25 protein-coding genes are annotated in these 25,203 nt (G+C 61.4%); 10 read left to right on the top strand and 15 right to left on the bottom strand.

Annotated features, from left to right (window positions below; genetic code table 11):
• Positions 1-137: 137 nt before the first annotated feature.
• Genes ACEN8Z_RS13000 through ACEN8Z_RS12985 form a run of 4 tightly spaced genes read right to left on the bottom strand, consistent with a single transcriptional unit; the run spans position 138 to position 4,379 of the window.
• Complete coding sequence (locus ACEN8Z_RS13000; protein WP_495597893.1) at positions 138-1,262, bottom strand: agmatine deiminase family protein; 1,125 nt, start codon at positions 1,260-1,262, stop codon at positions 138-140.
• A 49-nt stretch (positions 1,263-1,311) separates the two neighbouring features.
• Positions 1,312-2,412 carry an extracellular solute-binding protein gene (locus ACEN8Z_RS12995; protein WP_495597892.1) on the bottom strand — a complete coding sequence of 367 codons (1,101 nt, stop codon included), beginning with the start codon at positions 2,410-2,412 and terminating at the stop codon, positions 1,312-1,314.
• A gap of 1 nt (position 2,413) precedes the next feature.
• Positions 2,414-3,322, bottom strand: a complete 909-nt coding sequence (aguB, locus tag ACEN8Z_RS12990; RefSeq protein ID WP_442099638.1) for an N-carbamoylputrescine amidase — start codon at positions 3,320-3,322, stop codon at positions 2,414-2,416.
• 4 nt (positions 3,323-3,326) lie between these two features.
• Positions 3,327-4,379, bottom strand: a complete 1,053-nt coding sequence (locus ACEN8Z_RS12985; protein WP_495597891.1) for an agmatine deiminase family protein — start codon at positions 4,377-4,379, stop codon at positions 3,327-3,329.
• A gap of 134 nt (positions 4,380-4,513) precedes the next feature.
• Here ACEN8Z_RS12985 and ACEN8Z_RS12980 point away from each other — a divergent pair, with 134 nt between their 5' ends.
• A complete protein-coding gene (locus ACEN8Z_RS12980; protein ID WP_008002864.1) occupies positions 4,514-5,371 on the top strand; it encodes a LysR substrate-binding domain-containing protein in 858 nt (285 codons plus the stop codon).
• On the opposite strand, the gene ACEN8Z_RS12975 is transcribed toward ACEN8Z_RS12980, so the two are convergent.
• The 4 genes from ACEN8Z_RS12975 to ACEN8Z_RS12960 form a co-directional block, all read right to left on the bottom strand.
• Positions 5,372-5,761 carry a c-type cytochrome gene (locus ACEN8Z_RS12975; protein ID WP_495597890.1) on the bottom strand — a complete coding sequence of 130 codons (390 nt, stop codon included), beginning with the start codon at positions 5,759-5,761 and terminating at the stop codon, positions 5,372-5,374.
• Positions 5,762-5,950: 189 nt separating this feature from the next.
• Entirely contained in the window at positions 5,951-6,346 is a 396-nt protein-coding gene (locus ACEN8Z_RS12970) for a DUF1801 domain-containing protein (RefSeq protein WP_495597889.1), read from the bottom strand.
• 62 nt (positions 6,347-6,408) lie between these two features.
• Positions 6,409-6,852, bottom strand: coding sequence for an arsenate reductase ArsC (locus tag ACEN8Z_RS12965; RefSeq protein WP_495597888.1), 444 nt, complete (start codon positions 6,850-6,852; stop codon positions 6,409-6,411).
• Between the two features lie 23 nt (positions 6,853-6,875).
• Complete coding sequence (locus ACEN8Z_RS12960) at positions 6,876-7,805, bottom strand: Ppx/GppA phosphatase family protein (protein ID WP_495597887.1); 930 nt, start codon at positions 7,803-7,805, stop codon at positions 6,876-6,878.
• 177 nt (positions 7,806-7,982) lie between these two features.
• Between ACEN8Z_RS12960 and ppk2 the strand changes: the two genes are divergently transcribed.
• Positions 7,983-8,900: a polyphosphate kinase 2 gene (gene ppk2 / locus ACEN8Z_RS12955; protein WP_104447738.1), complete on the top strand. Its 918-nt coding sequence runs from the start codon at positions 7,983-7,985 to the stop codon at positions 8,898-8,900.
• A gap of 498 nt (positions 8,901-9,398) precedes the next feature.
• Here the strand turns inward: ppk2 and ACEN8Z_RS12950 are convergent, their stop codons facing one another.
• Positions 9,399-9,737: a hypothetical protein gene (locus ACEN8Z_RS12950; protein ID WP_008002852.1), complete on the bottom strand. Its 339-nt coding sequence runs from the start codon at positions 9,735-9,737 to the stop codon at positions 9,399-9,401.
• 68 nt (positions 9,738-9,805) lie between these two features.
• Positions 9,806-10,468 (bottom strand): ATPase, encoded by a 663-nt coding sequence (locus tag ACEN8Z_RS12945; RefSeq protein ID WP_495597886.1) that lies wholly within the window; start codon positions 10,466-10,468, stop codon positions 9,806-9,808.
• A gap of 230 nt (positions 10,469-10,698) precedes the next feature.
• On the opposite strand from ACEN8Z_RS12945, the gene ACEN8Z_RS12940 reads away from it, so the two are divergent.
• A complete protein-coding gene (locus tag ACEN8Z_RS12940) occupies positions 10,699-11,016 on the top strand; it encodes an NIPSNAP family protein (RefSeq protein WP_008002848.1) in 318 nt (105 codons plus the stop codon).
• 1 nt (position 11,017) lies between these two features.
• On the opposite strand, the gene ACEN8Z_RS12935 is transcribed toward ACEN8Z_RS12940, so the two are convergent.
• The 5 genes from ACEN8Z_RS12935 to speB form a co-directional block, all read right to left on the bottom strand.
• Positions 11,018-11,476: a GNAT family N-acetyltransferase gene (locus ACEN8Z_RS12935; RefSeq protein WP_495597885.1), complete on the bottom strand. Its 459-nt coding sequence runs from the start codon at positions 11,474-11,476 to the stop codon at positions 11,018-11,020.
• Between the two features lie 208 nt (positions 11,477-11,684).
• The gene (gene betA / locus ACEN8Z_RS12930; protein WP_495598123.1) at positions 11,685-13,373 is read right to left on the bottom strand and encodes a choline dehydrogenase; all 1,689 of its coding nucleotides are present in this window, start codon (positions 13,371-13,373) and stop codon (positions 11,685-11,687) included.
• A 32-nt stretch (positions 13,374-13,405) separates the two neighbouring features.
• Complete coding sequence (locus ACEN8Z_RS12925) at positions 13,406-14,980, bottom strand: purine-cytosine permease family protein (RefSeq protein WP_495597884.1); 1,575 nt, start codon at positions 14,978-14,980, stop codon at positions 13,406-13,408.
• 236 nt (positions 14,981-15,216) lie between these two features.
• Entirely contained in the window at positions 15,217-16,728 is a 1,512-nt protein-coding gene (locus ACEN8Z_RS12920; RefSeq protein WP_495597883.1) for an aldehyde dehydrogenase family protein, read from the bottom strand.
• A gap of 69 nt (positions 16,729-16,797) precedes the next feature.
• Positions 16,798-17,799, bottom strand: coding sequence for an agmatinase (gene speB / locus ACEN8Z_RS12915; RefSeq protein ID WP_108230635.1), 1,002 nt, complete (start codon positions 17,797-17,799; stop codon positions 16,798-16,800).
• Between the two features lie 151 nt (positions 17,800-17,950).
• On the opposite strand from speB, the gene ACEN8Z_RS12910 reads away from it, so the two are divergent.
• The 7 genes from ACEN8Z_RS12910 (at position 17,951) to ACEN8Z_RS12880 (ending at position 25,174) form a co-directional block, all read left to right on the top strand.
• Positions 17,951-18,865, top strand: coding sequence for a LysR family transcriptional regulator (locus ACEN8Z_RS12910; protein WP_007987347.1), 915 nt, complete (start codon positions 17,951-17,953; stop codon positions 18,863-18,865).
• A gap of 69 nt (positions 18,866-18,934) precedes the next feature.
• Positions 18,935-20,443 carry a transcriptional regulator GcsR gene (gene gcsR / locus ACEN8Z_RS12905; protein ID WP_126046349.1) on the top strand — a complete coding sequence of 503 codons (1,509 nt, stop codon included), beginning with the start codon at positions 18,935-18,937 and terminating at the stop codon, positions 20,441-20,443.
• A 391-nt stretch (positions 20,444-20,834) separates the two neighbouring features.
• Positions 20,835-21,218 carry a glycine cleavage system protein GcvH gene (gcvH, locus tag ACEN8Z_RS12900; RefSeq protein WP_008000464.1) on the top strand — a complete coding sequence of 128 codons (384 nt, stop codon included), beginning with the start codon at positions 20,835-20,837 and terminating at the stop codon, positions 21,216-21,218.
• A 32-nt stretch (positions 21,219-21,250) separates the two neighbouring features.
• Positions 21,251-22,507 carry a serine hydroxymethyltransferase gene (gene glyA / locus ACEN8Z_RS12895; RefSeq protein WP_108230637.1) on the top strand — a complete coding sequence of 419 codons (1,257 nt, stop codon included), beginning with the start codon at positions 21,251-21,253 and terminating at the stop codon, positions 22,505-22,507.
• A gap of 169 nt (positions 22,508-22,676) precedes the next feature.
• Positions 22,677-23,666 (top strand): lipoyl synthase, encoded by a 990-nt coding sequence (lipA, locus tag ACEN8Z_RS12890; protein WP_495597882.1) that lies wholly within the window; start codon positions 22,677-22,679, stop codon positions 23,664-23,666.
• 33 nt (positions 23,667-23,699) lie between these two features.
• Positions 23,700-24,458: a M15 family metallopeptidase gene (locus ACEN8Z_RS12885; RefSeq protein WP_495597881.1), complete on the top strand. Its 759-nt coding sequence runs from the start codon at positions 23,700-23,702 to the stop codon at positions 24,456-24,458.
• Complete coding sequence (locus ACEN8Z_RS12880) at positions 24,455-25,174, top strand: L,D-transpeptidase family protein (RefSeq protein WP_495597880.1); 720 nt, start codon at positions 24,455-24,457, stop codon at positions 25,172-25,174. Before ACEN8Z_RS12885 ends, ACEN8Z_RS12880 begins: the two co-directional genes overlap by 4 nt.
• The last annotated feature ends 29 nt before the right edge of the window (positions 25,175-25,203 follow it).

The raw sequence follows: 25,203 nt of genomic DNA, 5'->3' as shown, positions 1-25,203 counted from the left end.
CCCAACTCCCCCCTGTAGGAGCGAGCCTGCTCGCGATGGACTCAAGAGCGCTGCGTTTAGTCAGTAAACACGCGGCATCGTTAACGTCCATCGCGAGCAGGCTCGCTCCTACAGGTTTTGTGTACAAGCCAAAGCCTTTACACCATCGGCTGGTGACTGGTCACGCAGTGAATGCCGCCACCGCCCGCGGAGATCGCGTCGATGTCGAGTTGCACCACCTTGCGGTCCGGGTAGAGTTCGGACAGCAGGTCGAAGGCTTTGCCATCGGCTTCTTCGTCGCCGAACTGCGGAGCAATGATCGCGCCGTTGATCACGAAGTAGTTGATGTAGCCGGCGGCGAAGTCCTGGTTGTCCTTGTTGAACCGGCTGTTGCGCGGGTTGAGGGGTGGCGAAACGGTATGTACCTGCAACTTGCGGCCATCGGCATCCGTGGCGTTTTCCAGGATCTGCAGATGGGCGCGGGTGACCTTGTAGTCGTAGGACTCGGGGTCGTTGTCGAGGTTGGCGATGACCACGCCGGGTTTGACGAAACGCGCATAGAAATCGACGTGGGCGTCGGTGATGTCCTTGCCCTTGATGCCCGGCAGCCAGATGATTTTGCGCAGGCCCAGGCGTTCTTTCAGTTCTGCTTCGACCTCGGCCTTGCTCCAGTCGGGGTTGCGATTGCGATTGATCCAGCTGCTTTCGGTCATGATCCCGGTGCCGTGGCCGTCCACTTCGATGCCACCGCCCTCGCCCACCAGTTCGCTGCGCTGGTAATCCGCCTTGGCGTTTTCGGCGACCAGGGCGGCCAATTGCCCATCGTCCTCATGCTGCTGTTTGTTGCCCCAGCCATTGAAGTTGAAGTCCACGGCACTGAGGTCGCCGTTGCCATCGACGACAAAGTTGGCGCCGATGTCGCGCATCCAGATGTCATCCAGCTCGGCGATCACGAAGGTCGTGTTGTGGCTGCCGCATTTGGCTTCGGCCAGGCGCCGTTCGCTCTGGCGACAGAACACGGTGACCGGTTCGTATTCGGCAATGCTGCGGGCAATCCGGCCAAGGGCGTCTTGCACGTGGGGCGTGAAATCCTCCCAGATCGCGGCCTGCGCGCCGAAGGCGATGAAGGCCCGCTGGTGTTTGTCACCTTCATCGGGCATGTACCAGTTTTCTTTGCCGGCCGCTCGCACCGGCAGGGAGGCAAAACCCAATCCCATGGACGCCACCGCGCCCATTGCGGCGACGACCGATACCTGCTTGATGAATGTTCGACGAGTCGGCATGTGTTTTCCTGAAATTCGGGGTTTGGCCGGCCCGCGGGCCGGCCGGTGATCATTTGACCGTAGCGGTCTTGAACTTGGTCCAGGTGCGCATGCGTGCCCGCATGTCGGCCTGGGAAATGTCCTTGCCGGGAATCAGCCGCGCGTAGGTGGCTTCATCGAGGTAGATGTCCGGGTTGTTGCGCATCGCGGCATCGACGTCCGGCCGCGCCTTGGCATTGGAGGTCGGGTAGCCGGTGAAGTTGCTGATGGCCGCCATGTTTTCCGGGCGCATCACGAAGTTGATGAAAGCGTAGGCGTATTCCGGGTGCCGGGCGTCGACGGGAATGGCCATGGTGTCCATCCACACCGTGGTGCCTTCGCGGGGAATGCGGTAGTGGAAGGTGGTTTTCTTGCCGGCACTGTCCGACGTGCGTTGCGCCTGGGTCATGTCGCCGCTGTAGCCGAGGGACATGCACAGGTTGCCATTGACCAGATCGGTCACCGGTTGCGACTGGAATTTACGAACGTACGGCCGCAACTTCATCAGCAACTCACTGGCCGCCGCCAGGTCTGCCGGTTTGCCGCTGCGCGGGTCGCGCCCGAGGTAGTTGAGCACCACCGCCAGCACTTCATCTGGCGAGTCGATCATCGAGATGCCGCAATCGGCAAACTTCGCCGCCAGCTCCGGCTTGAACAGCATGTCCAGGCTGTTGACCGGTGCGCCCGGCACACGCTGGGCGATCTGGTCGGCGTTGTAGGTCAGGCCAATGGTGCCCCAGGTGTACGGGACCGTGGCCTGGCTCGAATGCTCATAGTGCGAGCGCAGCTTCTGCAATCCGGGCTCGACGTCATTCAGGGCAGCGAGCCTGGACTGATCCAGCGGTTGCAGGCTGCCGGCACGCATCAGGCGTTCAGCCACGGTGTCGCCGGGAAAGATCAGGTCGTAACCGCTGCCGCCGGCGAGCATCTTGGCTTCCAGGGTTTCACTGCCATCCATGACGTCGTAGATCACCTTGATCCCGGTTTCGGCGGTGAACTTGCTGAGGGTGTCCTCGGCAAAATAGTCGGCCCAGTTATACAGCCGCAGGGTTTTCTCCTCGGCGTGCAGCGCAGGCACCGCACAGGTCAGCGCCAGCCCCGTGGCCAGGCACAGCTTGTTGATCGTGTTCATGTCACACCCCTTGGGTTGCCCAGCGTGAGTGGATCTGGCGACCGTCCTGGGTCAGCAACGCGCCGTACATTTCCGGACGGCGGTCACGGTAGATGCCCCAGGTCAGGCGGTCTTCGCGCATGGCCGCCAGGTCCAGGGTGTGGACCAGCACGCCGGTGCTGTCACGATCGGCTTCGGCGAGCAATTTGCCCTTGTGATTGCAGATGAACGACGAGCCGTAGAAGTTCATTTGCAGGGCCGGGTCGGTGGTCGCCGCTTCCCGGCCGACACGGTTGGCCGCCACTACGGGCAGCAGGTTGGCGGCGGCGTGGCCGCGCATGGTCATCTGCCAGTGATCGCGCGAATCCAGGGTTGCACAACCCGGCTCGGAGCCGATGGCGGTCGGGAACAACAACACTTCGGCGCCCATCAAGGCCAGGCAGCGCGCGGTCTCGGGGAACCACTGGTCCCAGCAGATGCCCAGGCCGATGCGCCCGAACGCGGTGTCCCAGACCCGGAAACCACTGTCGCCGGGGCTGAAGTATTCCTTCTCCTGATAGCCGATGGCATTGGGGATGTGGGTCTTGCGGTACACGCCCAACAAGCGCCCATCGGCATCGGCCACGCTCAACGAATTGAAGTAGGCATTGCCGGCCTTCTCGTACCAGCTCAGCGGCAGCACCACGCCCAACTCTTTCGCCAATGCGGCAAAGCGCTTGAGCACGTGGCTGTCGCGATACTCCTCGGCCAGCGCCAGGTGTTTGTGGTGTTGCTCAATGCAGAAATACGGCGTGGCAAACAGCTCCTGTAACAGGATGACCTGCGCGCCCTTGGCCGCGGCCTCGCGGACCAGTTGCTCGGCTTGATCGAGGTTGTGTTTCAGGTCCCAGGTGCAAGGCATCTGGGTGGTGGCGATGGTCAACAGTGTCATGGCATCAACCCCGCACCGGCCAGGCTGGCTGTTGTTGGGTGATGCAATGCACACCCCCGCCGCCATGGGCCAGATGGTTGATCCGCACCGGTACCACTTCGCGACCGGGGAACGCCTGCGCCAGCACTTCGGCGGCGACATTATCGGCATCGATGCCGTAGGCCGGCATGATGATCGCGCCGTTGGCGATGTAGAAATTGGTGTAGGAGGCGCAGAACACTTCGGCCTCGGTGTCCACCGCATCGGTGGCTTCATAAAGTTCGATCAGCTCGAACTGGCGGCCCTGGGCATCCGTGGCCAGTTCAAGGGCGCGACGGTTCTCCCGGGCGACTTCGGCGTACACCGATTGTTGGTCGTGGGTGGCGTCCACCAGCAACACGCCAGGGCGGGCGAAGGCGCACACGCCATCGACGTGGCCGTCGGTCATGTCACCGGTCACGTAGTCCGGATCACCCGGCAGCCAGATGGTTTTCTTCACGCCCAGCAGGCGAGTGAAGATCTCTTCGATGTCGGCCTTGGTCACGCCAGGGTTGCGGTTGGGGTTGAGCAGCACCGACTCAGTGGTGATCAGCGTGCCCTCGCCGTCCACGTGAATGGCGCCGCCCTCGTTGCTCAGCGCCGTGCCGAAACACTCCAGGCCCAAATGGTTGAGCGCACGGCGGGCCAGGCTTTCGTCCAGATCGTGGGCCGACTTGCCGCCCCACGCATTGAAGCGCCAGCTCACACCGGCCAGTCCTTGCTGCGGGTGGCAGACGAAGCTCGGGCCGGAGTCGCGGCACCAGCTGTCGTTGACCGCCAGTTCGATCAATTCGATGTTCGGCCCGCACAAGGCTTTGGCGCTGGCGACGGCTGAAGGATCGACCACCAGCTTCACCGGTTCGAAGCGGGCGATGGCATTGGCCACGCGGGCGAAGTCCTCTTGAACCTGTGGCAGCGTCACCCGCCAGCCCGACTCCCAAAGGGTCTTGTTGTGCGGCCAGACCATCCAGGTCGCGGCGTGGGTGACCCACTCGGCTGGCATCATCCAACCGCTGTTTTGAATAACGTTCTGCTGCATGACAAGTACCTCTGAGTTAAGTCATTGTGTTCAATGAAAACTGCCTTGGCGGTCTTGGCATGCATGCTACGGCTGACAAAACGGGCAAACAAACGATGGATTTTGCAGGAAACTGATTAGAGGAACTTATCGATATGCTCAAACACTGGCCGCCCCTGAGCACCCTGCGCGGCTTCGAAGCCGCCGCCCGGCTGGGCAGTTTTCACAAGGCCGCCGAAGAGCTGCACCTCACCCAGTCGGCGATCAGCCAGCAGATCCGCAGCCTTGAGGCGTACCTGGAGCAACCGCTGTTCTATCGCAGCGGGCGCAGCGTCAGCCTGACCGATGCCGGTCACGATCTGCTCAGCACCACCCAGGCGTTGTTGCAGCAACTGGCGGTGGGCATTCGCCGGTTGGGGCAGTACCAGAAACCCAATCAACTGGTGCTCAACACCACCCCGGCGTTCGCCCGGCACTGGTTGTTGCCGCGCCTGGGGGATTTCCGTCGCCAGCATCCGCAGGTCGATCTGTGGATTTTCAGCACCGATGAAGTGCCGGATATGGCCAGCCAGACCATCGACCTGGCGGTGCGCGACGACATCAGTTCCCAGGCCGAATGCAGTTTCAAGGTGCTGCACGCCGACCGCCTCTACCCGGCGTGCCACCCGAGCCTGTTGGCGGTGCCGGCGGAACAGCGCACCACCCTGCATGGCGAGCGGGAAATGGACTGGAGCCACTGGGCGGTGGAATCGGGGATTGATGTGGGGCAGATGGATCAGGGGCTGAATTTTTCCGATCCGGGTTTACTGCTGGACGCGGCCTGCACCGGGCTCGGCATCGCGCTGGTGAGCCAGTTGCTGAGTCGGCAGGCGCGGGCCACCGGGCTGTTGCAGCCGATGGTGGAGCAAACCATCCGTGGCCCGAACTGGGCCCTGCTGACACATCGCGACAGCGAGAACACGGCGATGGCGCGCAGCTTCACTCAATGGCTGGTGGAGAACCTGGGCGAGTGATTACTGCGCCGGAAAAGTTTGCAGATAGGCCAACAGGTCCTCGATCTTTTCCGGGTCACTGAGGCCCCAGAAAATCATGCGGGTACCGGGCACGACTTTTTTCGGTGCTTCGAGGTAGGCGATCAGGGTTTCGCGGTCCCAGACCAGGTTGGCTGACTTCATCGCATCGGAGTACACGTAGTCCGTGGTGACGGCGGAATGGCGGCCAATCACGCCATTGAGCTGCGGGCCGAAGAAGGCGCGAGCCGATTCGCCGATCTGGTGGCAGCCGCTGCAGAGGCGCTTGAAGACTTTCTCCCCGGCCTGGACATCGCCCGCGGCAAGGGTGGGTGTGCTGAACAGGCCTGCGGTGAATAGCGAAGCCAAGGTCAATGCGGCGATTTTCTTCATGTTGCGTTTCCAGTCTGCGAATGCTCGCTATTGGAACATGACGGCTGAGGATATCCAAAACAGTCAGGTGGGCCCGGCTCTTGTAGGAGCGAGCCTGCTCGCGATAGCGATCTGTCAGACACCTTTGATGTCGACTGACACTCCCTCATCGCGAGCAGGCTCGCTCCTACAGGGGTTCTGTGCACTGGCTTATTTTTTGGTGCGCGAGGTATTGAGCGACGCCGCTGCCTGAACCAACGCCTTCAGCGCCGTTTCATCGATCTGCTCACCCTCGTGGATATCAATCGCACGGCGGGTATTGCCTTCAAGGCTTGCGTTGAACAGCTTCGACGGATCATCCAGCGACGCACCCTTGGCGAAGGTCATCTTCACCACTTGCCTGTAGGTTTCCCCGGTACACAGGATGCCGGCATGGGACCACACCGGCACACCCCGCCACTTCCATTCTTCAATCACTTCGGGGTCGGCCTGGTGGATGATCTTGCGGACGCGGGACAGGGTTTCGCCGCGCCAGTCGGCCAGTTCGCGGATTCGCTCGTCGATCAGTGCCGAGGCTTCGTTTGAGTCAACCTTGTCCGTTTTCATCACCGTCTGCACCCTCATCATGATGGTTGTGACCGATGAGGGTAGACGGTGTTCGAAGGTTTTCAGGATTCGCTGACTGACGGCGCCTGGGGCACGGGGCGGGTTTTCACGGTGACGAACATTTTGATGCGGTCGCCGATTTCCTGGAGGGTATGGCGGAACGGGTCGTGTCTTTCGCTGGTGGTCGGGTCTTCGAAGCTCCAGACCATCACTTCAGCGGTAAACGGCATGCGCGCGGCCTCTTCGGAGGACTTGTCGCACAGCGTGATGACGTAGTCGAACTCCTGGCCTTCGAAATCTTCGAGGGACTTGCTGCGCAAGCCACCAGCATCGACACCGATGTGGTCCAGGGACTCGAACGTGCGTGGATCGATCTCGCTGGCCTCGAGCCCGGCGCTGAAGGCCTGGAAGTCGGCAGGGTCGATGTGGCGCAGCAGGGCTTCGGCCATGGGTGAGCGGACATCGTTTCTGGCGCAGACGAACAGCACGCGACGGGGGTCGGTCATGGGTTTACCTCGACTGGCGGACTTTAGTGTTTGCTCATCAATCCATGCAACACGCCGAACCGCAGACCCGGTTCAGACGCAATCATATGCGTGATCCCGAACACCTTGAACGCCGCCAGCATCACCACCAGACCGCCGGGCAAAATGCTCAGGCGATGGGTGGGCAAACCCGCCAACTTGAGGTGTTTCACATGTTTGACTTCCAGCAGGCGCAACGACAGTCGCAGCAGCCCACCGTAGGTGATGCCGCTCTGACCGTCATCATTCAAGCCGTTGGCCTTGAGCACCTTGGCCAGCATCCGCGCCGTCCCTGAAGAACCGATCGCCTGCTGCCAGCCCATGGCGCGGTAACGGCGGGCAATGCGCTCCAATTGCACCGTGGCCGCGCGTTCGGCCTCCAGCAGCGCTTCGGCCACGATCCGCCCGCCATGGAAATAGTGCGCACCGAAGGTTCCGCTGCCGATGGCAATGCTCTCGGTGACCAGCAGCTGGTCGCCACGGCCGATGACCATTTCCGTGGAGCCACCACCGATATCCACCACCAGCCGCGTGCTCTGCGCCGGCAAGGTGTGGGCCACGCCGGCATAGACCAGTTGCGCCTCTTCGTGACCGGAAATGACGTCGATGCGAAAGCCCAGGTGCCGTTCGGCACTGGCCAGGAACAGCGGCGCGTTGTCCGCTTCGCGTACCGCGCTGGTGGCCACCGCCCGCACGCGCCCGGCCTCGAAACCGCGCAACTTCTTGCCGAATCGCGCCAGCGCCTGCCAGCCCCGGTCCAGCGCCAACTCATCGAGCGCCCCGCCCTGCAGGCCTTCGGCCAGACGCACCGGTTCACGCAGGGTTTTCACTTCCTGGATGACCATCTGCTGGTTCCGTCTCACCGACTGGCCAATCATCATGCGAAACGCATTGGAGCCCAGGTCGATGGCGGCAAACAGCGGGGCGTCTTTCATACGGGGCTCCTTGCACATTCATCTGCCGGCAGGCTGGTGGCCGACGGGCACTCAAGACGGATTGCGAGGATCTTGCCATGGCTTCGATGACACCCAGATGACACCACCGGGCATCACCACTTCGTAACAAACTGTGACTAGCATCGGCTGTGCCATCCACGACGCGAGTGTCTCACCATGCTTTCCAATCAGGACACCTTGATCCAGCGCATTCACCGCGAGCTGCTCGATATCAGTGACGAAGAGCTGGAACTGGAATTATCGGAAGACGGACACAACCTGGACGCACTGTTCGATGAACACATTGAGGATGGCAGCGAGAAAGAAGCCCGGCGCCGTTACTTCGCCGAACTGTTTCGCCTGCAAGGCGAACTGGTGAAATTGCAGAGCTGGGTGGTCAAGACCGGGCACAAAGTGGTGATCCTGTTCGAAGGCCGCGATGCCGCCGGCAAGGGTGGCGTGATCAAGCGCATCACCCAGCGCCTCAACCCCCGGGTCTGCCGGGTGGCCGCCCTGCCCGCGCCCAATGACCGCGAACGCACGCAGTGGTATTTCCAGCGCTACGTTTCGCACTTGCCCGCCGCCGGGGAAATCGTGCTGTTCGACCGCAGTTGGTACAACCGCGCCGGGGTCGAAAAGGTCATGGGGTTCTGCAATGACGACCAGTACGAAGAGTTCTTCCGCACCGTCCCGGAATTCGAGCGCATGCTTGCCCGCTCAGGCATCCAGCTGATCAAGTACTGGTTCTCGATTTCCGACCAGGAACAGAACCTGCGCTTTCTCAGCCGAATTCACGACCCGCTCAAGCAGTGGAAACTCAGCCCCATGGACCTGGAGTCACGTCGCCGCTGGGAGGCCTATACCAAGGCCAAGGAAATCATGCTCGAGCGCACCCACATCGCCGAAGCGCCCTGGTGGGTGGTGCAGGCCGACGACAAGAAGAAGGCCCGGCTCAACTGCATCCATCACCTGCTGAGCCAAATGCCTTATGAAGAGGTCGAGTTGCCGGTGATTGAATTGCCGCAGCGCGAGCGCCAGAAAGACTATTCGCGGGGGCCTGTACCACAGGAAATCATCGTGCCCGAGGTTTACTGAACTCAATTTGACCCACACCACAATTGTTCATTTGTCATCGAATCGTCATGAAGTGGGCGCCATACTCTGCTCATCCAATGCGTGCTTTAACTTTCTGCTGCCTCTCCCGGCGGCTTTTTTTTTGTGCCTTCACTGGTTTGGAGGTCACTTCATTTTCAGCGTGGGCATGGTCCCTTGTAGGAGCTGGCTTGCCAGCGATGGTCGTTAACGATAACGCGTGTGTACTGGATAAACGCAGCGCATTTGAGTCCATCGCCAGCAAGCTGGCTCCTACAATTCTGCCTCTCCCGGCGGCTTTTTTTTTGTGCCTTCACTGGTTTGGAGGTCACTTCATTTTCAGCGTGGGCATGGTCCCTTGTAGGAGCTGGCTTGCCAGCGATGGTCGTTAACGATTACGCGTGTGTACTGGATAAACGCAGCGCATTTGAGTCCATCGCCAGCAAGGCTGGCTCCTACAATTCTGCCTCTCCCGGCGGCTTTTTTTGCCTGAAATTGCGCTTACAGACATTCCTGCGCCGCACGCTCGAACGTCGATGGCACGAACGCCGAGGCCAGCAGCTTGCGCTCGTACAGGAACACCTTGCCGCCATTCGAGGCTTTATAGGTTTCAAGCACGTTGTCCGCCGCCACTTTGCTCGAAACGACGATCCGGTAGCTGCGCTGGGTCTGCGACACCGTGGGCGCCAGCGCATCGTGCTGCAACTTCGGCACCACGCAATGGGTGTACTCCTCGGGCGACTTGCTGGTCTGCAAGGTCATGGTCGGATTGTTCGGCGTGGCACAACCGGCCAGCAGCAGCGAGGCGAAGGCCAGGGTCGGGGCAAAAACAGTGCGCATGTATCAGGTCCTGAAAAGAATTCCACGGTGGATTGGGTTGCCCGCCGCTCAACGGAGGTCGGAGCTTATTAATTTGTTGCTGCGGTTAAACCGGCCGTTACCAGCGCCTTCAACGACGCATCGAACTGTTTCAGCGCGGTCAGTTGCAGGTCGCGTTGCTGTTCGATTTGCGCGGCGATCTCAGGGGCGGCCTTGTCATGCACCCACACCGACGGCAGTTGTTTTTCCACCGCGCCTTCGGCCTTGCCGATGTATTGCAGGTTGGCGTCGTAGAACCGCGCGGCGAAACGCGCCTCGACCCGGTCGTTACGCTGGGTCAGCAACTGGTTGTGGGTATCGAGCATCACCACCACGTCCGGGTGGGCCTGCACCAGCGCATCGAGGTTGTCGTAGACCGTCACCGACAGAAAGGTGTTGTGCAGCGAACTCATCAGCCAGTCGATCGCCAGTTGCGGATCGGAGCTGTTGACGAACGCCTGGCGAATCCGCGCATCCAGTGCGTTTTTCGCGCCATTCACCGCCACCGAGTGGTATTGCTCAAGGTATTGCAGGTTTTCCACGGTATTTGCGCTGTAGAGCACCCCGACCGTCTGACCGTATTGCAGCCCTGCATTCACGCCGGTAATGGGCGGCAAATGGCACTCAGCTGTATCGGCGGCAAAGGCCGATGCGGTGGACGCAACACTGCCCAGCAACAGGGCAATCACAGCCAGTCGGGTCAAGATTTTCATCGCGCAGGTTCCTTGAGCAGCGTGTTCAATGCAGGCAATTTTCCGCCTTTGCGCAAAAAACAGAACTTGCGATTCTTGATGGTGACTATTGACTGAACCAATAGTGCGGCGGCGCCAGCACAGGTCTCTGGCGCAAACCTGCCGGTCAATGTCGAACAAGCGGCTGTGCCGGGCGCCCACAGTTGATTACAGTGGCGACTGCCCTCAAAACCTGATCAAGGAACGAAACAATGGTGACCTGCTACCTGAAATACGTGCTCGATCCCTACCAGCTCGACGCATTCGAGCACTACGGCAAGTTGTGGATCCCCCTGGTGGAGAAGTTCGGCGGCCAGCACCACGGCTACTTTTTGCCTTCGGAGGGCGCCAACAATATCGCCCTGGCGCTGTTCACCTTCCCCAGCCTGGCAGCGTACGAGCATTACCGGCAGCAATCGATGAGCGATCCGGACTGCATCGCGGCGTTCAAGTACGCCGAAGAGAGAAAATTCATCCTCAGCTACGAGCGTTCATTCATGCGGCCGGTGTTTGGCGAGCAGGATCGCTGAGTCAGTCTTTTTTCAGATCCAGGCAATAGGTGTAGTAACCGGGGTCGCGCACCCAGCCCAGGGATTCATACAGGCGCTGGGCGGTGAAGTTGTCGGTGGCGGTTTCCAGGGTCATGCCCTTGCCGCCGGCCAGCTTCGCAAAGTCGCGGGCGGTGTTCATCAGCAGTGTGCCGACGCCTTTGCCCCGGGCGGCGGGCGTGGTGAACAGATCACCGAGCAACCAGGTGCGGTGGGCGTCGATGGAGGAAAAGGTCGGGAACAGCTGGACGAACCCGAGGTTTTCACCGTCGGTGTCCCGAGCAAGAAAAATCACCGATTCATCCCGGGCGAGCCGCTCGGCGATGAAGGCGCGCGATTGCGAAAGGTTCGACGGCTGCTTGTAGAACATCCGGTAGGCGTCAAACAAAGGGGCGATCTGGTCGATGTGCGATGCGTCGGCGCGCAGGGCCTGAATAGCCATGAGGGTGCTCCATTGCGGTCTCAAGGATTTACAGACTAGCAATGGCATCGGACCAGCGACGTAAAATTTTCTGAAAGCACCGAGATCCCTGTGGGAGCGAGCTTGCTCGCGAAGGCGGCAGCACATTAAACATTGATGTGACTGATCCACCGCCATCGCGAGCAAGCTCGCTCCCACATTAGGTTTCCACATTGATTGTGGATTGTGGTCAAACCCGCACGTTACGCCCCGGCAACGACGTACGCTGGCTGCTTTCCCAGCCTTCGACCAACCCCACCGGCACATCCGACGCCGGCAGCATCTTCACGCCACGCACCAGATCGGACGCCCGTTCAGCGAGCATGATGGTCGGCGCATTGAGGTTACCGTTCGGCTCGGTCGGGAATACCGACGAATCGATCACCCGCAGGCCGGCGATGCCGCGCACGCGCAATTCGGAGTCGACCACCGCCATGTCGTCCTCGCCCATGCGGCACGAACCGCACGGATGGTAGGTGCTTTCCAGGTTATCGCGCACGAAGGCGTCGAGGTCTTCATCGCTGGTCACCTGCGCGCCCGGGGCGATTTCGCTGTCGCGAAAGCGGTCCATGGCTTTCTGGCCGATGATCTCGCGGGTCAGGCGAATGCAGCGGCGGAAGCCTTCGCGGTCCTCTTCCCGTTGCAGGTAGTTGAAGCGAATCTCCGGATGCTCGTACGGGTCGGCCGAACGCACCCGCACATAACCACGGCTTTTCGGTTTGTTGGGACCTGTGAGCACCATGAAGCCGTGGCCCTTGATCGGCTTGTTGCCGTCGTAGCGCATCGCTGCCGGCAGAAAGTGGAACTGGATGTCCGGCCAGCGCAGGCCCTTCTCGGAGCGGATGAAACCACCGGCCTCGAAATGGTTGGTGGCGCCGAGGCCATCCTTGAACAGCAGCCAGCGCAAACCGATCATCAGCTTGCTCAGCGGGTCCATCTTGCTGTTGAGGGTCACCGGTTCCTTGCAGCCGAACTGAATGTACACCTCGGCGTGATCCTGCAGGTTCTCCCCTACCCCCGGCAGGTCATGGCGCACGCCGATCCCGGCCTTGCGCAGGACTTCCGCCGGGCCGATACCCGAGCGTTGCAGCAGGTGCGGCGAACCGATGGGCCCGGACGAGATCAGCACTTCGCGGTTGCAATACACCTGGTGGGTCTGACCACCGTGGTCATACATGACCCCCACCGCCCGCTTGCCTTCGAGGATGATCTGGCGGGTCATCGCATGGGTGATCACCGTCAGGTTCGGACGGCCCATGGCCGGGCGCAGATAGGCGTTGGCCGTAGAGCAACGCACGCCGTTTTTCACGGTCATGTGCATGGCACCGAAACCTTCCTGCATGTAGCCGTTGCAGTCTTCGGTCTTGATGTAACCCGCCTCCGCACCGGCTTCGACCCAGGCGCCGTACAGCGGGTTTTTCATGTGGTTGCCGTTGGTGGTGTGCAGCGGCCCGGTCTGCCCGCGATAGTTGTCACCACCCGACTCGTAGCTTTCGGCGCGCTTGAAGTACGGCAGGCAGTTGCGATAACCCCAGCCTTCGGCACCGAGGGATTCCCATTCGTCGAAATCCAGAGCATGGCCACGGATGTACACCAGGCCGTTGATCGACGACGAACCGCCCAGCACCTTGCCCCGTGGGCAGTGAATCCGCCGGCCGTTGAGGTAAGTCTCCGGTTCGGTCTCGTAGCGCCAGTTGTACTTCCTGGTGTTCATCGGGATCGAGAAGGCACTGGGCATCTGGATCACTACGCTCTTGTCACTGCCGCCGAATTCCAGGACCAGCACCGAGGTGGCCGGGTCTTCGCTCAAGCGGTTGGCCAACACACAACCTGCCGAGCCTGCGCCAATGATGATGTAGTCGTATTTTTGCGTAGCCATTTTTTGCGTGGTCATTCTTTGCGTGGTCATAATTATCTCCCGACCGTCGATTCAGTGAATACCCGCGGTGGCTGCTGTTTGTGGGTCAGCGTGTCGCCGGTGGTGTATTGCGGGGAGGTTTTTTCGATGTGCTGGATCACCGCTTCTTCGCGCTTGAGATCGATCGAGCGGCTCAGCCAGTAGTACGCCAGGCCCGAGACGATCAGCCCGACCAGCCAGGCGATGTCGATGCTGCCCAGTGCCTTGGCGAGCGGGCCGACATACACCTCGCGCTGTTCAACGCCGTCGAAGATGTAGAAGAACGGGATCATCGAGATAAAACCGATGGCATAGGCTGCGATACCGCGCAGTCCCCAGCTGCCATAGATGTTGCCGTGGGGCATGAAGAAGTGCGGGATGGCGTAGCGGCCCTTGCGCACGAAGAAGTAGTCGGTGAGGTTGACCGAGGTCCAGGGCACCAGGAAGTACAGCATCACCACCAGGTAGATCCCCAGCACCGACAGGCCTTTGCCGGAACTCTGGATGCTCAGGGCCACGCCCAGTTGCAGCAGGATCACGAAGCCGATGGCCAGGATGCGTGCCTTGCGCGTTGGCTCGATGTGCTTGATCGAGTCGACGCAGGTCAGCGTGGTCAATTTAGCGCTGTAGATGTTCATCGCGATCACCGGCAGGAACGCCAGGATGGTGACGACCACCACCGCCGTGCCCACCAGCGGCGACACGGTGTTGCCGACTTGCCCGAGGGCCACCAGCACATCAGTGGAATGCAGGTGATCGGCGAGCCAGCCACCCACGGAAATCATCCACGCACCGGACAGCGAAGCCCCGAGGAACACCACCGCGATCAGCTTGCCGCTGGAAGTGTTCTTCGGCAGGTAGCGCGAGTAGTCCGACACATAAGGCGCATAGGCGATGTTGTAGCTGGCGGCCGCCGCAAACTGCGCGATGAAACCGGTCCAGTTGAAACCCAGTGGCGCCGGGGCCGTTTCGCCCGCCGCCAGCGCCGGCATGGCTGCGTCCGGCACCCAACCCATCAACACCGCCACGGTTACCAGGCCATACAGCGGCAACGACAGGAACAGCGCCCATTTGAAGCTGCGGTGCATCCAGTCGTGGCCGAGAATCGCCAGCACCGCCGCCGGTATGGTCACCGCCACCGCAATCACCGCCGGATTGAATCCGAACAGCGTGTGTAGCCCCTGCATCATCAGCACCAGGTTGACGATGTTGAAGCCGGCGAACACGAACAGCGTAGCGAGCAGTACCAGAATCACCCCGCGATAGCCGAACTGCGCGCGAGACTGGATCATCTGCGGCAAGCCAAGGTGCGGGCCTTGCGAACCGTGAAACGCCATGAACAGCGTGCCGAACATGATGCCCAGCGTGCCGGCGAGCGTGGTCCAGAGCGCGGTCAGGCCGACGCTTGGGCCGACGAAGCCGATGGTCATGGTGAAGAACGTGAAGTTGCCGAGGAACCAGAACGGGCCCTGGCTCGACAGTTTGTCGGTGCGCTCGTTCTCGGGGATGAAGTCAATCGAATGCCCCTCGACGACGGATTTTTCGTCGAGGCTGGACACGCTCGTGGCGGACTTGGCGTTAGTGTTCATGATGGACTCTTATTGTTGGAAGATCATGACGAGATAACCGCGTTCTTTCGGGTGAACGACTCCCGGGGCGCGTCCTTGCCGTTCCTGATCAATGATGGCGCCAATGGCGAAAATGACGCTGAACCTGTAGGAGCGAGCTTACTCGCGATGAAGCCAGGAGCGCCGCGGGGTATCAGGCTTCCAGCGTTATCGTTAGCGACCATCGCGAGCAAGCTCGCTCCTACAAAGGACAAGCGTCAGCCCGGCAGCGTGATCCAGACTGCCTTGGTTTCGAGCAGGTAATCGAGCTGCTCGGCGCCCAGGTCCTTGCCGAATCCGGACTGTTTGTAGCCACCGAACGGCATCGACGGATCGAGGGTGCCGTGGGCGTTGACGTAGACCGAACCGGCCTTGAGACGCGGGATCAGGCTGTGCACCTTGCCCAGGTCGTTGGAATACAGTGCGGCAGCCAGACCATAGGGCGAGTCGTTGGCCAGGGCCAGTGCCTCTTCCTCATCGTCGAACGGTGCGGTGACCAGCACCGGGCCGAAGATCTCTTCCTGGACAATGCGCATGTCGTTGCGGCAGTGGGCGAAGATGGTCGGCTCGACGAAGAAGCCAGGGCCATCGACCGGTTGGCCGCCGTAGACCAGTTCGGCGCCTTCGGCCTTGCCGGTTTCGATGTACTCGGTCACGCGCTGCTTTTGCAGGGCCGAGACCAGTGGGCCGATGAAGCAGTCCGGGTCCAGGCCCGGGGCCATTTTCAGGGTGCGCGTGTAGGCGATCAGCTCACGCAGGAATTCGTCGTAGACACTGCTATGAATATAGGCCCGTGTACCGGCATCGCATACCTGCCCGGAGTTGAAAAACACGCCGTTGGCGACCGCTTGGGCGGCGGCCGGGATGTCGGCGTCGGCGCAGACGATGACCGGTGATTTGCCACCGAGTTCGAGGGTCAGGCGCTTCATGTCATCCAGCGCTGCGCGGCCGACAGTCTGACCGACCGGGGTCGAGCCGGTGAAGGTCAGTTTGTCGATGCCGGGGTGGGTGGCCATGGCCGCACCGACCACACTGCCGCGCCCGGTGACGATGTTGATCACGCCGTCGGGGATGCCCGCTTCCTGCACCAGTTCAGCGAAACGCAGGGCCGACAACGAGGTCAGCTCGGCGGGTTTGACCACCACTGTGCAACCGGTCGCCAGCGCCGCGCCGAGCTTCCAGGCCATGGTCTGCAATGGGAAGTTCCACGGCACGATGGCGCCGACTACGCCGACCGCTTCCTTGCGGGTATAGGCCAGGTAGTTGCCCGGCAGCGACGGTTCGACGGTACGGCCGTGCAGCTTGGTGGCCCAGCCGGCGAAGTAGCGCAGGGTATCGACGGTGCCCTGGATGTCCACGTCCTTGGCGAAAGCCACGGATTTGCCCATGTCGATCGATTCGATTTCCGCCAGCTCGGCAGCGTTCTGTTCGATCAGGTCGGCCAGGCGTTGCATCATCCGTTCGCGTTCGGCCGGTTTGGCCTGGCGCCAGGCGCCGCCGTCGAACTGGGCACGCGCGGCTTGCACGGCGCGGTCCAGGTCATCAGTGGTGCCCATGGGAATGCGGGTGATCAGGCCTTCGGTCGAAGGTTCGATCACATCGGAGGTCTGGCCGTCGCTGGCTTCGACCCAGGCGCCGCCGATGAACATTTTCTGGACCTTGCTGAGAAAGGTTTGGGTGGCTTCGCTGACGCCGAATTTTTGCAGGTAACTTTTGACGATCGTGTCCATTTTTATTCTCACTGCCCGGCAGTCAGGTCCTGCCGGGGCTCTGGTTTCTGAGCTTTGTGGTTTCGATGATCAGGCTGGAGTCGACTCGCTCTCGGCGGCGGCCCGCACCTTGCCACGTTCGTGGAAGATAAAACCAATGCTGTTGAGCAGCAGTTGCGCGGCCAGGATCGAGGTCATGCCGGTCGGGTCGTAGACAGGCGCGACTTCCACCAGGTCCATGCCGACGATGTTGCCCTTGCTGCGCTTGGCCAGGGCCTGGATGATTTCCAGCACTTCGTAGTAGAGGAAGCCGCCGTGGCTCGGGGTGCCGGTGCCGGGGGCGATGGACGGGTCGAAACCGTCGATGTCGATGGTGATGTAGTAATTGATGTTCTGCGGGATCAGCGCCAGCACACCCTCGACGCCGAGGCGACGCACATCACGCACCGAGAGGATTTTCGAGCCGGCTTCATGGGCCGCTTCGTAGTCGTCGCGGTTGGACGACGACACGTTGCGGATGCCCATCTGGGTCATGCCGACAATGTGGTTCATTTCCGAGGCGCGGCGCAGCGGGTTGCCGTGGCCGTAGCGCACGCCGTGGCGTTCGTCGACGAAATCCAGATGCGCATCGAAGTGAATGATGTGGATCGGGCCGCGGCCTTCGAAGGCCTTGATCACTGGCGCGTGTACCGAGTGGTCGCCGCCGAGCACCACCGGCATCACGCCGGCATCGAGGATCTTGCGCACGGCGTATTCGGTGTTCTTGTTACTGGTTTCCATGTCGGTGTGGACGATGTCGGCATCACCGACGTCGACCATGCGCACGTCCGATGCGGTGAGGTACATCACGTCGTCTTCGTGGTCGTAGGCGCCGGCATGGCCGAAGGAAAACAGCGTCGATGCTTCGCGAATCCCGCGTGGTCCGAAGCGTGCGCCGGAGCGCCACTGGGTGCCCATGTCGTTGGGCACGCCAAGTACCGCGACGTCGGCATCCAGAGCATCCCAATCGGTGCACACCGGGGATTTGCCAAAGGTGCAATGACCCACGAATGGCAGGTTCAGGCGACCGGATTCATAACCGTTGTTCGACATTTCTAGCCTCTCCACTTCTTGTTATCGGCCTGGCGGACTGCAAGGCGACCGCCGTTGGAAAGACTATGGGCGCAGGTTTTCGTGGAAAAAATGCTAAACATCAGATACTCATATCGGCATTACCGATGCATCCACAGGCGGGAGGTTCCAGGTGATTCAGCTACACGATGTCGATCTGAAGTTGCTCAGAGTATTTGCCACGATTGTTCGCTGCGGCGGTTTCTCGGCCGCGCAGGCGGCGCTCAATGCCGGGCAGTCGACCATCAGCGAACAGATGACCCACCTGGAAACCCGTCTCGGGGTCAAACTCTGCCAGCGCGGGCGCAGCGGCTTCCGTCTGACCGAGCAAGGGGTGGCCATCCATGAAGCCACCCAGCGCCTGCTGTCGGCGGTGGAAAACTTCTGCATGGACGCCGACGTGCTCAAGCAGCACATCAGCGGCAAGCTCAACCTGGGGATCATCGACACCACGATCACCGACCCGGATTCGCCCATTCCGCGCACCACCCAGCGCTTCGTCTCCCGAGGCCATGACGTGCACCTGAACGTGTACGTCGGCACTCCGGCGGAGCTCGAAGAACGGGTGCTCGACGGTCGACTTCATCTCGCCATCGGGCACTTCCCGATCCATGTGCCGGGGCTGCTGCAATCGCCGCTGTACCAGGAAGCCCTGGGTTTGTATTGCGGGCGGCGCCACCCGCTGTTTGGCAGCCAGGCTGAAGGTGAGGAGCTGCTCGAAGAAGTCGCTGCCGGGCGGATCGTCGTGCGTGGCTACATGCAGCAATACGACCTCGAGCACCTGGGCGTCAGCAAAGCGGCCGCCACCGTGGACAACATCGAAGCCACCGCGATCCTGATCATTTCCGGCGCCTACCTGGGTTTTCTGCCGGAGCACTTTGCCGCCCAATGGGTCAAGAGCGGTGAGATGCATCAACTGGCACCCGCGAGCTTGCGTCTGAAATCGCCGTTCGACGTGATCACCCGACGCGGTACGGCACCGCCGCCCATCCTCCAGGCGTTCCTCGAGGACCTGGCCGCCAGCGCCCGTAAAACCGGCACGCCGTGAGGTGACACTCGCCAAATTGAAATTTTGCCGGGCATACTGAATTTAGTTTGCCAACCTTGCAGGCCCGTCATGCGCATCCACGTCACCTTCATCGACCGCGTCGGAATCACCCAGGAAGTGCTGGCCCTGCTCGGTGGACGCAGTTTCAACCTGGACGCCGTGGAGATGGTCCCGCCAAACGTCTACATCGATGCGCCGACCCTCGGCGCCGAGGTGCTCGAAGAGTTGCGCGAAGCCCTTTTTGATGTGCGCGGCGTGCAAGCGGTGACCATGGTTGACATCCTCCCGGGGCAACGCCGGCGCCTGCAACTGGACGCCTTGCTGGCCGCCAGTTCCGACCCGGTGCTGGCGGTGGACGATCGCGGCCATGTGCTGCTGGCCAACCCGGCGCTGATCGCCCTCTGCGGCCGCGAACCGGCAGGTGAATCGCTGACCGCACTGTTCGACGATGCCGATTTGCAGCGCACCCTGATCGCCCATCATTTCCGCCTTCCGATGCACGAGGTCAGCCTCGGTGGCCAGACCTTGCTCCTCGACGCAATGCCGATCACCGACGCCGGCGCCCTGCTCACCCTCTATCAACCCAATCGCATCGGCGAACGCCTGTCGGCGCTGCATCACGACCATGCCGAAGGCTTCGATGCGCTGCTCGGCGAATCGCCGCCGATCCGTGCGCTCAAGGCCCGCGCGCAACGGGTGGCGGCCCTTGATGCGCCGCTCTTGATCCAGGGTGAAACCGGCACCGGCAAGGAGCTGGTGGCCCGTGCCTGCCATGCCATCAGCCCACGGCACGATGCGCCGTTCCTGGCCCTGAACTGCGCGGCACTGCCGGAGAGCCTGGCCGAAAGCGAGCTGTTCGGCTACGCCCCCGGCGCCTTCACCGGCGCACAACGGGGCGGCAAGCTCGGCCTGCTGGAACTGGCCGATCAGGGCACGGTATTCCTTGATGAAGTCGGGGAAATGTCGCCCTATCTGCAAGCCAAACTGCTGCGTTTTCTCAGCGATGGTTGCTTCCGTCGAGTGGGGGGCGACAAAGAAGTACGGGTCAATGTGCGGGTGCTCAGCGCGACCCACCGCGACCTGGAAAAAATGGTCGCCGAAGGGCGGTTTCGCGAGGACCTGTTCTACCGCCTCAACGTGCTCAACCTGCAAGTACCGCCGCTGCGCGAGCGCGGTCACGACATCCTGCTGATGGCCAATCACTTCATGCAACAGGCCTGCGCGCAGATCCAGCGACCGGCCTGTCGCCTGGCGCCTAGCACCTTCAGCGCCCTGCTCGGCAACCGCTGGCCGGGCAATGTGCGGCAACTGCAAAACGTGATCTTCCGCGCGGCGGCGATTTGCGAAAATCCGCTGGTAGACATCGACGACCTGGACATCGCCCGCACCGCCGTTGAGCGGCAAAACGACGGCGAAGTCGGCAGCCTGGAAGAAGCGGTTGGCGACTTTGAGAAGAACCTGCTGGAACAGCTTTACCGCAGCTATCCGTCCAGTCGGTTACTGGCTGCGCGGTTGCAGACGTCCCATAGCGCCATTGCCATTCGCTTGCGCAAGTACGGGATTCCCAACAAACCGTAAAGCGGCATTTCCGGGTCACCGCATAACCCTGTGGGAGCGAGCTTGCTCGCGATGAGGCCGGCATATCCAACATCAATGTTGCCTGATACTCAGCAATCGCGAGCAAGCTCGCTCCCACAGGGGGCTGAGTCGTGCTCGAGCTCACCGTTCGCAAATCGATACAGCGTAACGAAATCAAGACAACCACTTGCCTGCCAGCAATCACGGCGCTTGCGTCCGAGGCTTTACTTGCCCGTATTGATTTCAATACAGCACTCGTTATCCCCTTCTTGTAAAAATACTTCAAGCCATTGATTTAAAACGACTAATCAACATTGGCACCGCCCTTGCTATCACTCCTCCAGCCCCGCTCGTCGCCCCGCCACGAGCCTTAAAACAATAAGGAGTTGATATGAGCGAATTGCGTTTCACCGTCGATCACGAATGGTTGCGCCTTGAGAGCAATGGCCTGGTCACCGTCGGCATCACGGCGTTTGCCCAGCAGGCGCTGGGGGATGTGGTGTTCGTTCAGGTGCCTGAGCTGGGCGCCTTCGATGCAGGCGCTGAAGTGTCGGTGCTGGAGTCGGTGAAAGCCGCCAGCAGTATCGGCATGCCGCTGGACGGTGAAGTGGTCGAGATCAACGCGACGCTCGAGAGCACCCCGGAATTGGTCAACGAAGACCCGTTGGGCGAAGGCTGGTTCTTCCGTTTCAAACCGGTCGATGTCGAGGCGTTGAGCGACTTGCTGGATCTGGACGCCTATGAACGCCTGACCGCCGAACACGCCGACGCTTGAAGCCCCCACGAATCCAGAAAAAGGACCACACCATGTTCAGCAAGCACGACCAGATCAAAGGCTACGACGACGAACTGCTGGCGGCGATGAATGCCGAGGATGCACGGCAGGAACACCACATCGAACTGATCGCCTCGGAGAACTACACCAGCCAGCGGGTGATGCAAGCCCAAGGCAGCGGCCTGACCAACAAGTACGCCGAAGGCTATCCGGGCAAGCGCTATTACGGTGGCTGCGAACACGTCGACGTGGTCGAGCAACTGGCCATCGACCGCGCCAGACAACTGTTCGGCGCCGACTACGCCAACGTCCAGCCGCACTCCGGCAGCCAGGCCAACGCGGCGGTTTATCTGGCCCTGCTGCAAGCCGGCGACACCGTGCTGGGCATGAGCCTGGCCCACGGCGGTCACCTGACCCACGGTGCCAAGGTGAGTTTTTCCGGCAAGCTCTACAACGCCGTGCAGTACGGCATCGACACCACCACGGGCCTGATAGATTACGACGAAGTCGAGCGCCTGGCGGTCGAGCACAAGCCGAAGATGATCATCGCCGGGTTCTCGGCGTACTCGAAGACCCTGGACTTCCCGCGCTTCCGCCAGATTGCGGACAAGGTCGGCGCGTACTTCTTCGTCGACATGGCCCACGTCGCTGGCCTGGTGGCGACCGGTCTGTACCCGAACCCGCTGCCCTATGCCGACGTGGTCACCACCACCACGCACAAGACCCTGCGCGGTCCGCGTGGCGGTCTGATTCTGGCCAAGGCCAATCCGGAGCTGGAGAAAAAGCTCAACGCCGCGGTGTTCCCCGGTGGTCAGGGCGGCCCGCTGATGCACGTGATCGCGGCCAAGGCCGTGTGTTTCAAGGAAGCGCTGGAACCAGGCTTCAAGACTTATCAGACGCAAGTGATCCGTAACGCTCAGGCCATGGCGCAGGTGTTTATCGAGCGCGGATATGACGTGGTGTCCGGCGGCACGGATAACCACCTGTTCCTGGTCAGCCTGATCCGCCAGGGCCTGACCGGCAAGGACGCCGACGCCGCCCTCGGCCGCGCCGGCATCACCGTGAACAAGAACGCCGTGCCCAACGATCCGCAATCGCCGTTCGTGACGTCCGGCCTGCGTATCGGTACGCCGGCGATCACCAGCCGTGGTTTCAAGGAAGCGCAAAGCATCGCCCTGGCAGGCTGGATCTGCGACATCCTCGATCACCTGGGCGATGCCGACATCGAGGCCAATGTCGCCCGCCAGGCGGCCGCCCTGTGCGCCGACTTCCCGGTCTACCGCGACTGACCCCACAACACAAAACCCCTTGTGGGAAAAAACTCTGTGGGAGCGAGCTTGCTCGCGATGGCGGACTTTCATTCAACATCAATGCTGAATGTAATGGCCTCATCGCGAGCAAGCTCGCTCCCACAGGGTCTCCCACAGGTTCTGTACCCTGCTGCACAAGGAAAGCACCATGAATGCCATTGTCGAATCGACCGGCAAGAGCCCGGCGAAAGTAGAAATCGGCACCAAACTGCGCGGCGCGGACAAGGTCGCGCGGATTCCGGTGAAGATCATTCCCACGGATGAACTCCCGCGCAAACCCGACTGGATTCGCGTGCGCATGCCGATCTCCCCCGAGGTCGAGCGGATCAAGCAACTGCTGCGCAAACACAAGCTGCACAGCGTCTGCGAAGAAGCCTCGTGCCCCAACCTCGGCGAGTGCTTTTCCGGTGGCACCGCGACCTTCATGATCATGGGCGACATCTGCACCCGCCGCTGCCCGTTCTGCGATGTCGGCCATGGCCGGCCCAAGCCGCTGGATGCCAACGAACCGATGAACCTGGCCGTGGCCATCGCCGAACTGCGCTTGAAGTACGTGGTGATCACCTCGGTGGACCGCGACGACTTGCGCGACGGCGGCGCCCAACACTTTGTCGATTGCCTGCGCGAGATCCGCAAACTGTCGCCCGGCGTGCAACTGGAAACCCTGGTGCCGGATTATCGCGGGCGCATGGACGTGGCCCTGGCAATCACCGCCACTGAGCCGCCGGATGTGTTCAACCACAACCTGGAAACCGTACCGCGCCTGTACAAAGCCGCACGGCCGGGTTCGGACTTCGAATGGTCGCTGGACCTGCTGCAGAAATTCAAGCACGCGGTGCCCCACGTGCCGACCAAGTCCGGGCTGATGCTGGGCCTGGGCGAAACCGACGAGGAAGTCATCGAGGTCATGCAGCGCATGCGCGAGCACGATATCGACATGCTGACCCTCGGCCAGTATCTGCAGCCCTCCCGCAGCCACCTGCCGGTGCAGCGCTTCGTGCACCCGGACACCTTTGCCTGGTTCGCCGAGGAAGGCACGCGCATGGGCTTCAAGAATGTCGCGTCCGGACCGTTGGTGCGCTCGTCCTATCACGCCGATCAACAACTTCATGGAGGTGCAGGCGATTTCAAGCCATGATGGGTTGACTGGTCATGCATGGAGCCGCTCCCGATGTCTCGTTCACCCTGTCTGTTGTTGCTGTGCCTGAGCCTGGCCCTGCCGTGCATGGCCGACGAGCCGAAACCCGGGCACATGGTGTATCTGCGTGCGGTCGACCCGGGCATCGAACAGGACATCCGCTACGCCAGCGCGCACAATTTCACCGGGCATCCGCTTGACGGTTATCAGGCGCCGGAGTGCCTGTTGTCCGTGGACGCCGCCAAAGCCCTGGCCCGAGTGCAAACGGCGCTGAAAGCCGAGGGTTACGGTTTGAAGGTATTCGACTGCTATCGACCCAAGCGTGCGGTGGCAGACATGGGCCGCTTCGCCACCGAGCCCGACGACCCGCTCAAGACCGAATTCTATCCACGGGTCGACAAGCAGGACTTCTGGCGCCTGGGTTACGTGGCCCGGGTGTCCAATCATTCCCGGGGCAATACCGTCGACCTGACCCTGACCGGCCCCGGTGCCCTGCCCGCCGACACTTGGACGCCTTCGGCCACGCCGGTGGATTGCACCGCCCCTTACGGCCAGCGCTGGCACGACGGCGCGCTCGACATGGGCACCGGCTTCGATTGCTTCGATGAACGGGCACACACCGATTCGGCGCTGATCAATGCCACGGCCAAAGCCAATCGCCAGCGACTCAACAGCGCGATGGAAAAAGAAGGTTTCAGCGGTTATTCGGCCGAGTGGTGGCACTTCACGTACAGCGCGAATACGCAGAAGCCGGACGTCATGGATTTCCCCATCACGCCGCTCGCACCATGAACCCTCTGATCAAATCCCTGTTGCTGCTGTTTTTTCCATGGGTTGCGATGGCCCAAGGACTCGACGGCAGCGATCAACTGATCGTGGTTACCAGTAAAAACTGGGATGACATTCAAGCCACTGCTCAGCGCTATGAGCGGCACGGCAAAATCTTTGAAAAATTCGAAGCGCCGTTTGCGGTGGTGCTCGGCAAAAACGGCATGGGCTGGGGCAAAGGGTTGCTCGACATCGGGCAACCTGAAGGCCCAGTGAAACAGGAAGGCGATGGCAAGGCTCCGGCCGGAATGTTCAAGCTGGGCACGGCGTTTGGCTACGCGCCTTCGGCCGAAACCCGCCTGCCCTATCTGGCGTTGACGCCAACTATCGAATGCGTGGACGACAGTCAGTCTGCACGCTACAACGAATTGGTCGACGGAGCGGTGGTTGCGAAGGACTGGACCAGTTCCGAACGCATGCGCCGCAGCGATGACTTATACCGCCAGGGCATTTTCATCCAGCACAACATCCCGGCCATTCCCACTGCCGGCTCGTGCATTTTCTTCCACATCTGGCGCAGTTCCAGCGCACCAACCCGTGGCTGCACTGCCATGGATCCGGCGGATATCGCGCGGTTGTTCAACTGGCTGGACCCGGGCAAATCCCCGGTGCTGGTGCAACTGCCCGAAAAGCAGTACGAGCAATTGCGCCAGCGCTGGAAGCTTCCCGAACGCCAGTAAACGCTGAACCCCTCGCCACAAGGAGTTCG

It is taken from the genome of Pseudomonas sp. Pseusp10 (genome assembly GCF_059492225.1).
This window is presented reverse-complemented; position numbering and strand designations above follow the sequence as displayed.

Coding starts and splice junctions, on each gene's coding strand:
- ACEN8Z_RS12945 (WP_495597886.1), bottom strand. CDS start 10,468: ATGAAAATCTTGACCCGACTGGCTGTGATTGCCCTGTTGCTGGGCAGT.
- ACEN8Z_RS12975 (WP_495597890.1), bottom strand. CDS start 5,761: ATGAAGAAAATCGCCGCATTGACCTTGGCTTCGCTATTCACCGCAGGC.
- ACEN8Z_RS12985 (WP_495597891.1), bottom strand. CDS start 4,379: ATGCAGCAGAACGTTATTCAAAACAGCGGTTGGATGATGCCAGCCGAG.
- glyA (WP_108230637.1), top strand. CDS start 21,251: ATGTTCAGCAAGCACGACCAGATCAAAGGCTACGACGACGAACTGCTG.
- ACEN8Z_RS12940 (WP_008002848.1), top strand. CDS start 10,699: ATGGTGACCTGCTACCTGAAATACGTGCTCGATCCCTACCAGCTCGAC.
- ACEN8Z_RS12935 (WP_495597885.1), bottom strand. CDS start 11,476: ATGGCTATTCAGGCCCTGCGCGCCGACGCATCGCACATCGACCAGATC.
- ACEN8Z_RS12925 (WP_495597884.1), bottom strand. CDS start 14,980: ATGAACACTAACGCCAAGTCCGCCACGAGCGTGTCCAGCCTCGACGAA.
- aguB (WP_442099638.1), bottom strand. CDS start 3,322: ATGACACTGTTGACCATCGCCACCACCCAGATGCCTTGCACCTGGGAC.
- gcsR (WP_126046349.1), top strand. CDS start 18,935: ATGCGCATCCACGTCACCTTCATCGACCGCGTCGGAATCACCCAGGAA.
- lipA (WP_495597882.1), top strand. CDS start 22,677: ATGAATGCCATTGTCGAATCGACCGGCAAGAGCCCGGCGAAAGTAGAA.
- ppk2 (WP_104447738.1), top strand. CDS start 7,983: ATGCTTTCCAATCAGGACACCTTGATCCAGCGCATTCACCGCGAGCTG.
- ACEN8Z_RS12965 (WP_495597888.1), bottom strand. CDS start 6,852: ATGACCGACCCCCGTCGCGTGCTGTTCGTCTGCGCCAGAAACGATGTC.
- ACEN8Z_RS12995 (WP_495597892.1), bottom strand. CDS start 2,412: ATGAACACGATCAACAAGCTGTGCCTGGCCACGGGGCTGGCGCTGACC.
- speB (WP_108230635.1), bottom strand. CDS start 17,799: ATGTCGAACAACGGTTATGAATCCGGTCGCCTGAACCTGCCATTCGTG.
- gcvH (WP_008000464.1), top strand. CDS start 20,835: ATGAGCGAATTGCGTTTCACCGTCGATCACGAATGGTTGCGCCTTGAG.
- ACEN8Z_RS12885 (WP_495597881.1), top strand. CDS start 23,700: ATGTCTCGTTCACCCTGTCTGTTGTTGCTGTGCCTGAGCCTGGCCCTG.
- betA (WP_495598123.1), bottom strand. CDS start 13,373: ATGGCTACGCAAAAATACGACTACATCATCATTGGCGCAGGCTCGGCA.
- ACEN8Z_RS12960 (WP_495597887.1), bottom strand. CDS start 7,805: ATGAAAGACGCCCCGCTGTTTGCCGCCATCGACCTGGGCTCCAATGCG.
- ACEN8Z_RS12950 (WP_008002852.1), bottom strand. CDS start 9,737: ATGCGCACTGTTTTTGCCCCGACCCTGGCCTTCGCCTCGCTGCTGCTG.
- ACEN8Z_RS12980 (WP_008002864.1), top strand. CDS start 4,514: ATGCTCAAACACTGGCCGCCCCTGAGCACCCTGCGCGGCTTCGAAGCC.
- ACEN8Z_RS13000 (WP_495597893.1), bottom strand. CDS start 1,262: ATGCCGACTCGTCGAACATTCATCAAGCAGGTATCGGTCGTCGCCGCA.
- ACEN8Z_RS12880 (WP_495597880.1), top strand. CDS start 24,455: ATGAACCCTCTGATCAAATCCCTGTTGCTGCTGTTTTTTCCATGGGTT.
- ACEN8Z_RS12920 (WP_495597883.1), bottom strand. CDS start 16,728: ATGGACACGATCGTCAAAAGTTACCTGCAAAAATTCGGCGTCAGCGAA.
- ACEN8Z_RS12970 (WP_495597889.1), bottom strand. CDS start 6,346: ATGAAAACGGACAAGGTTGACTCAAACGAAGCCTCGGCACTGATCGAC.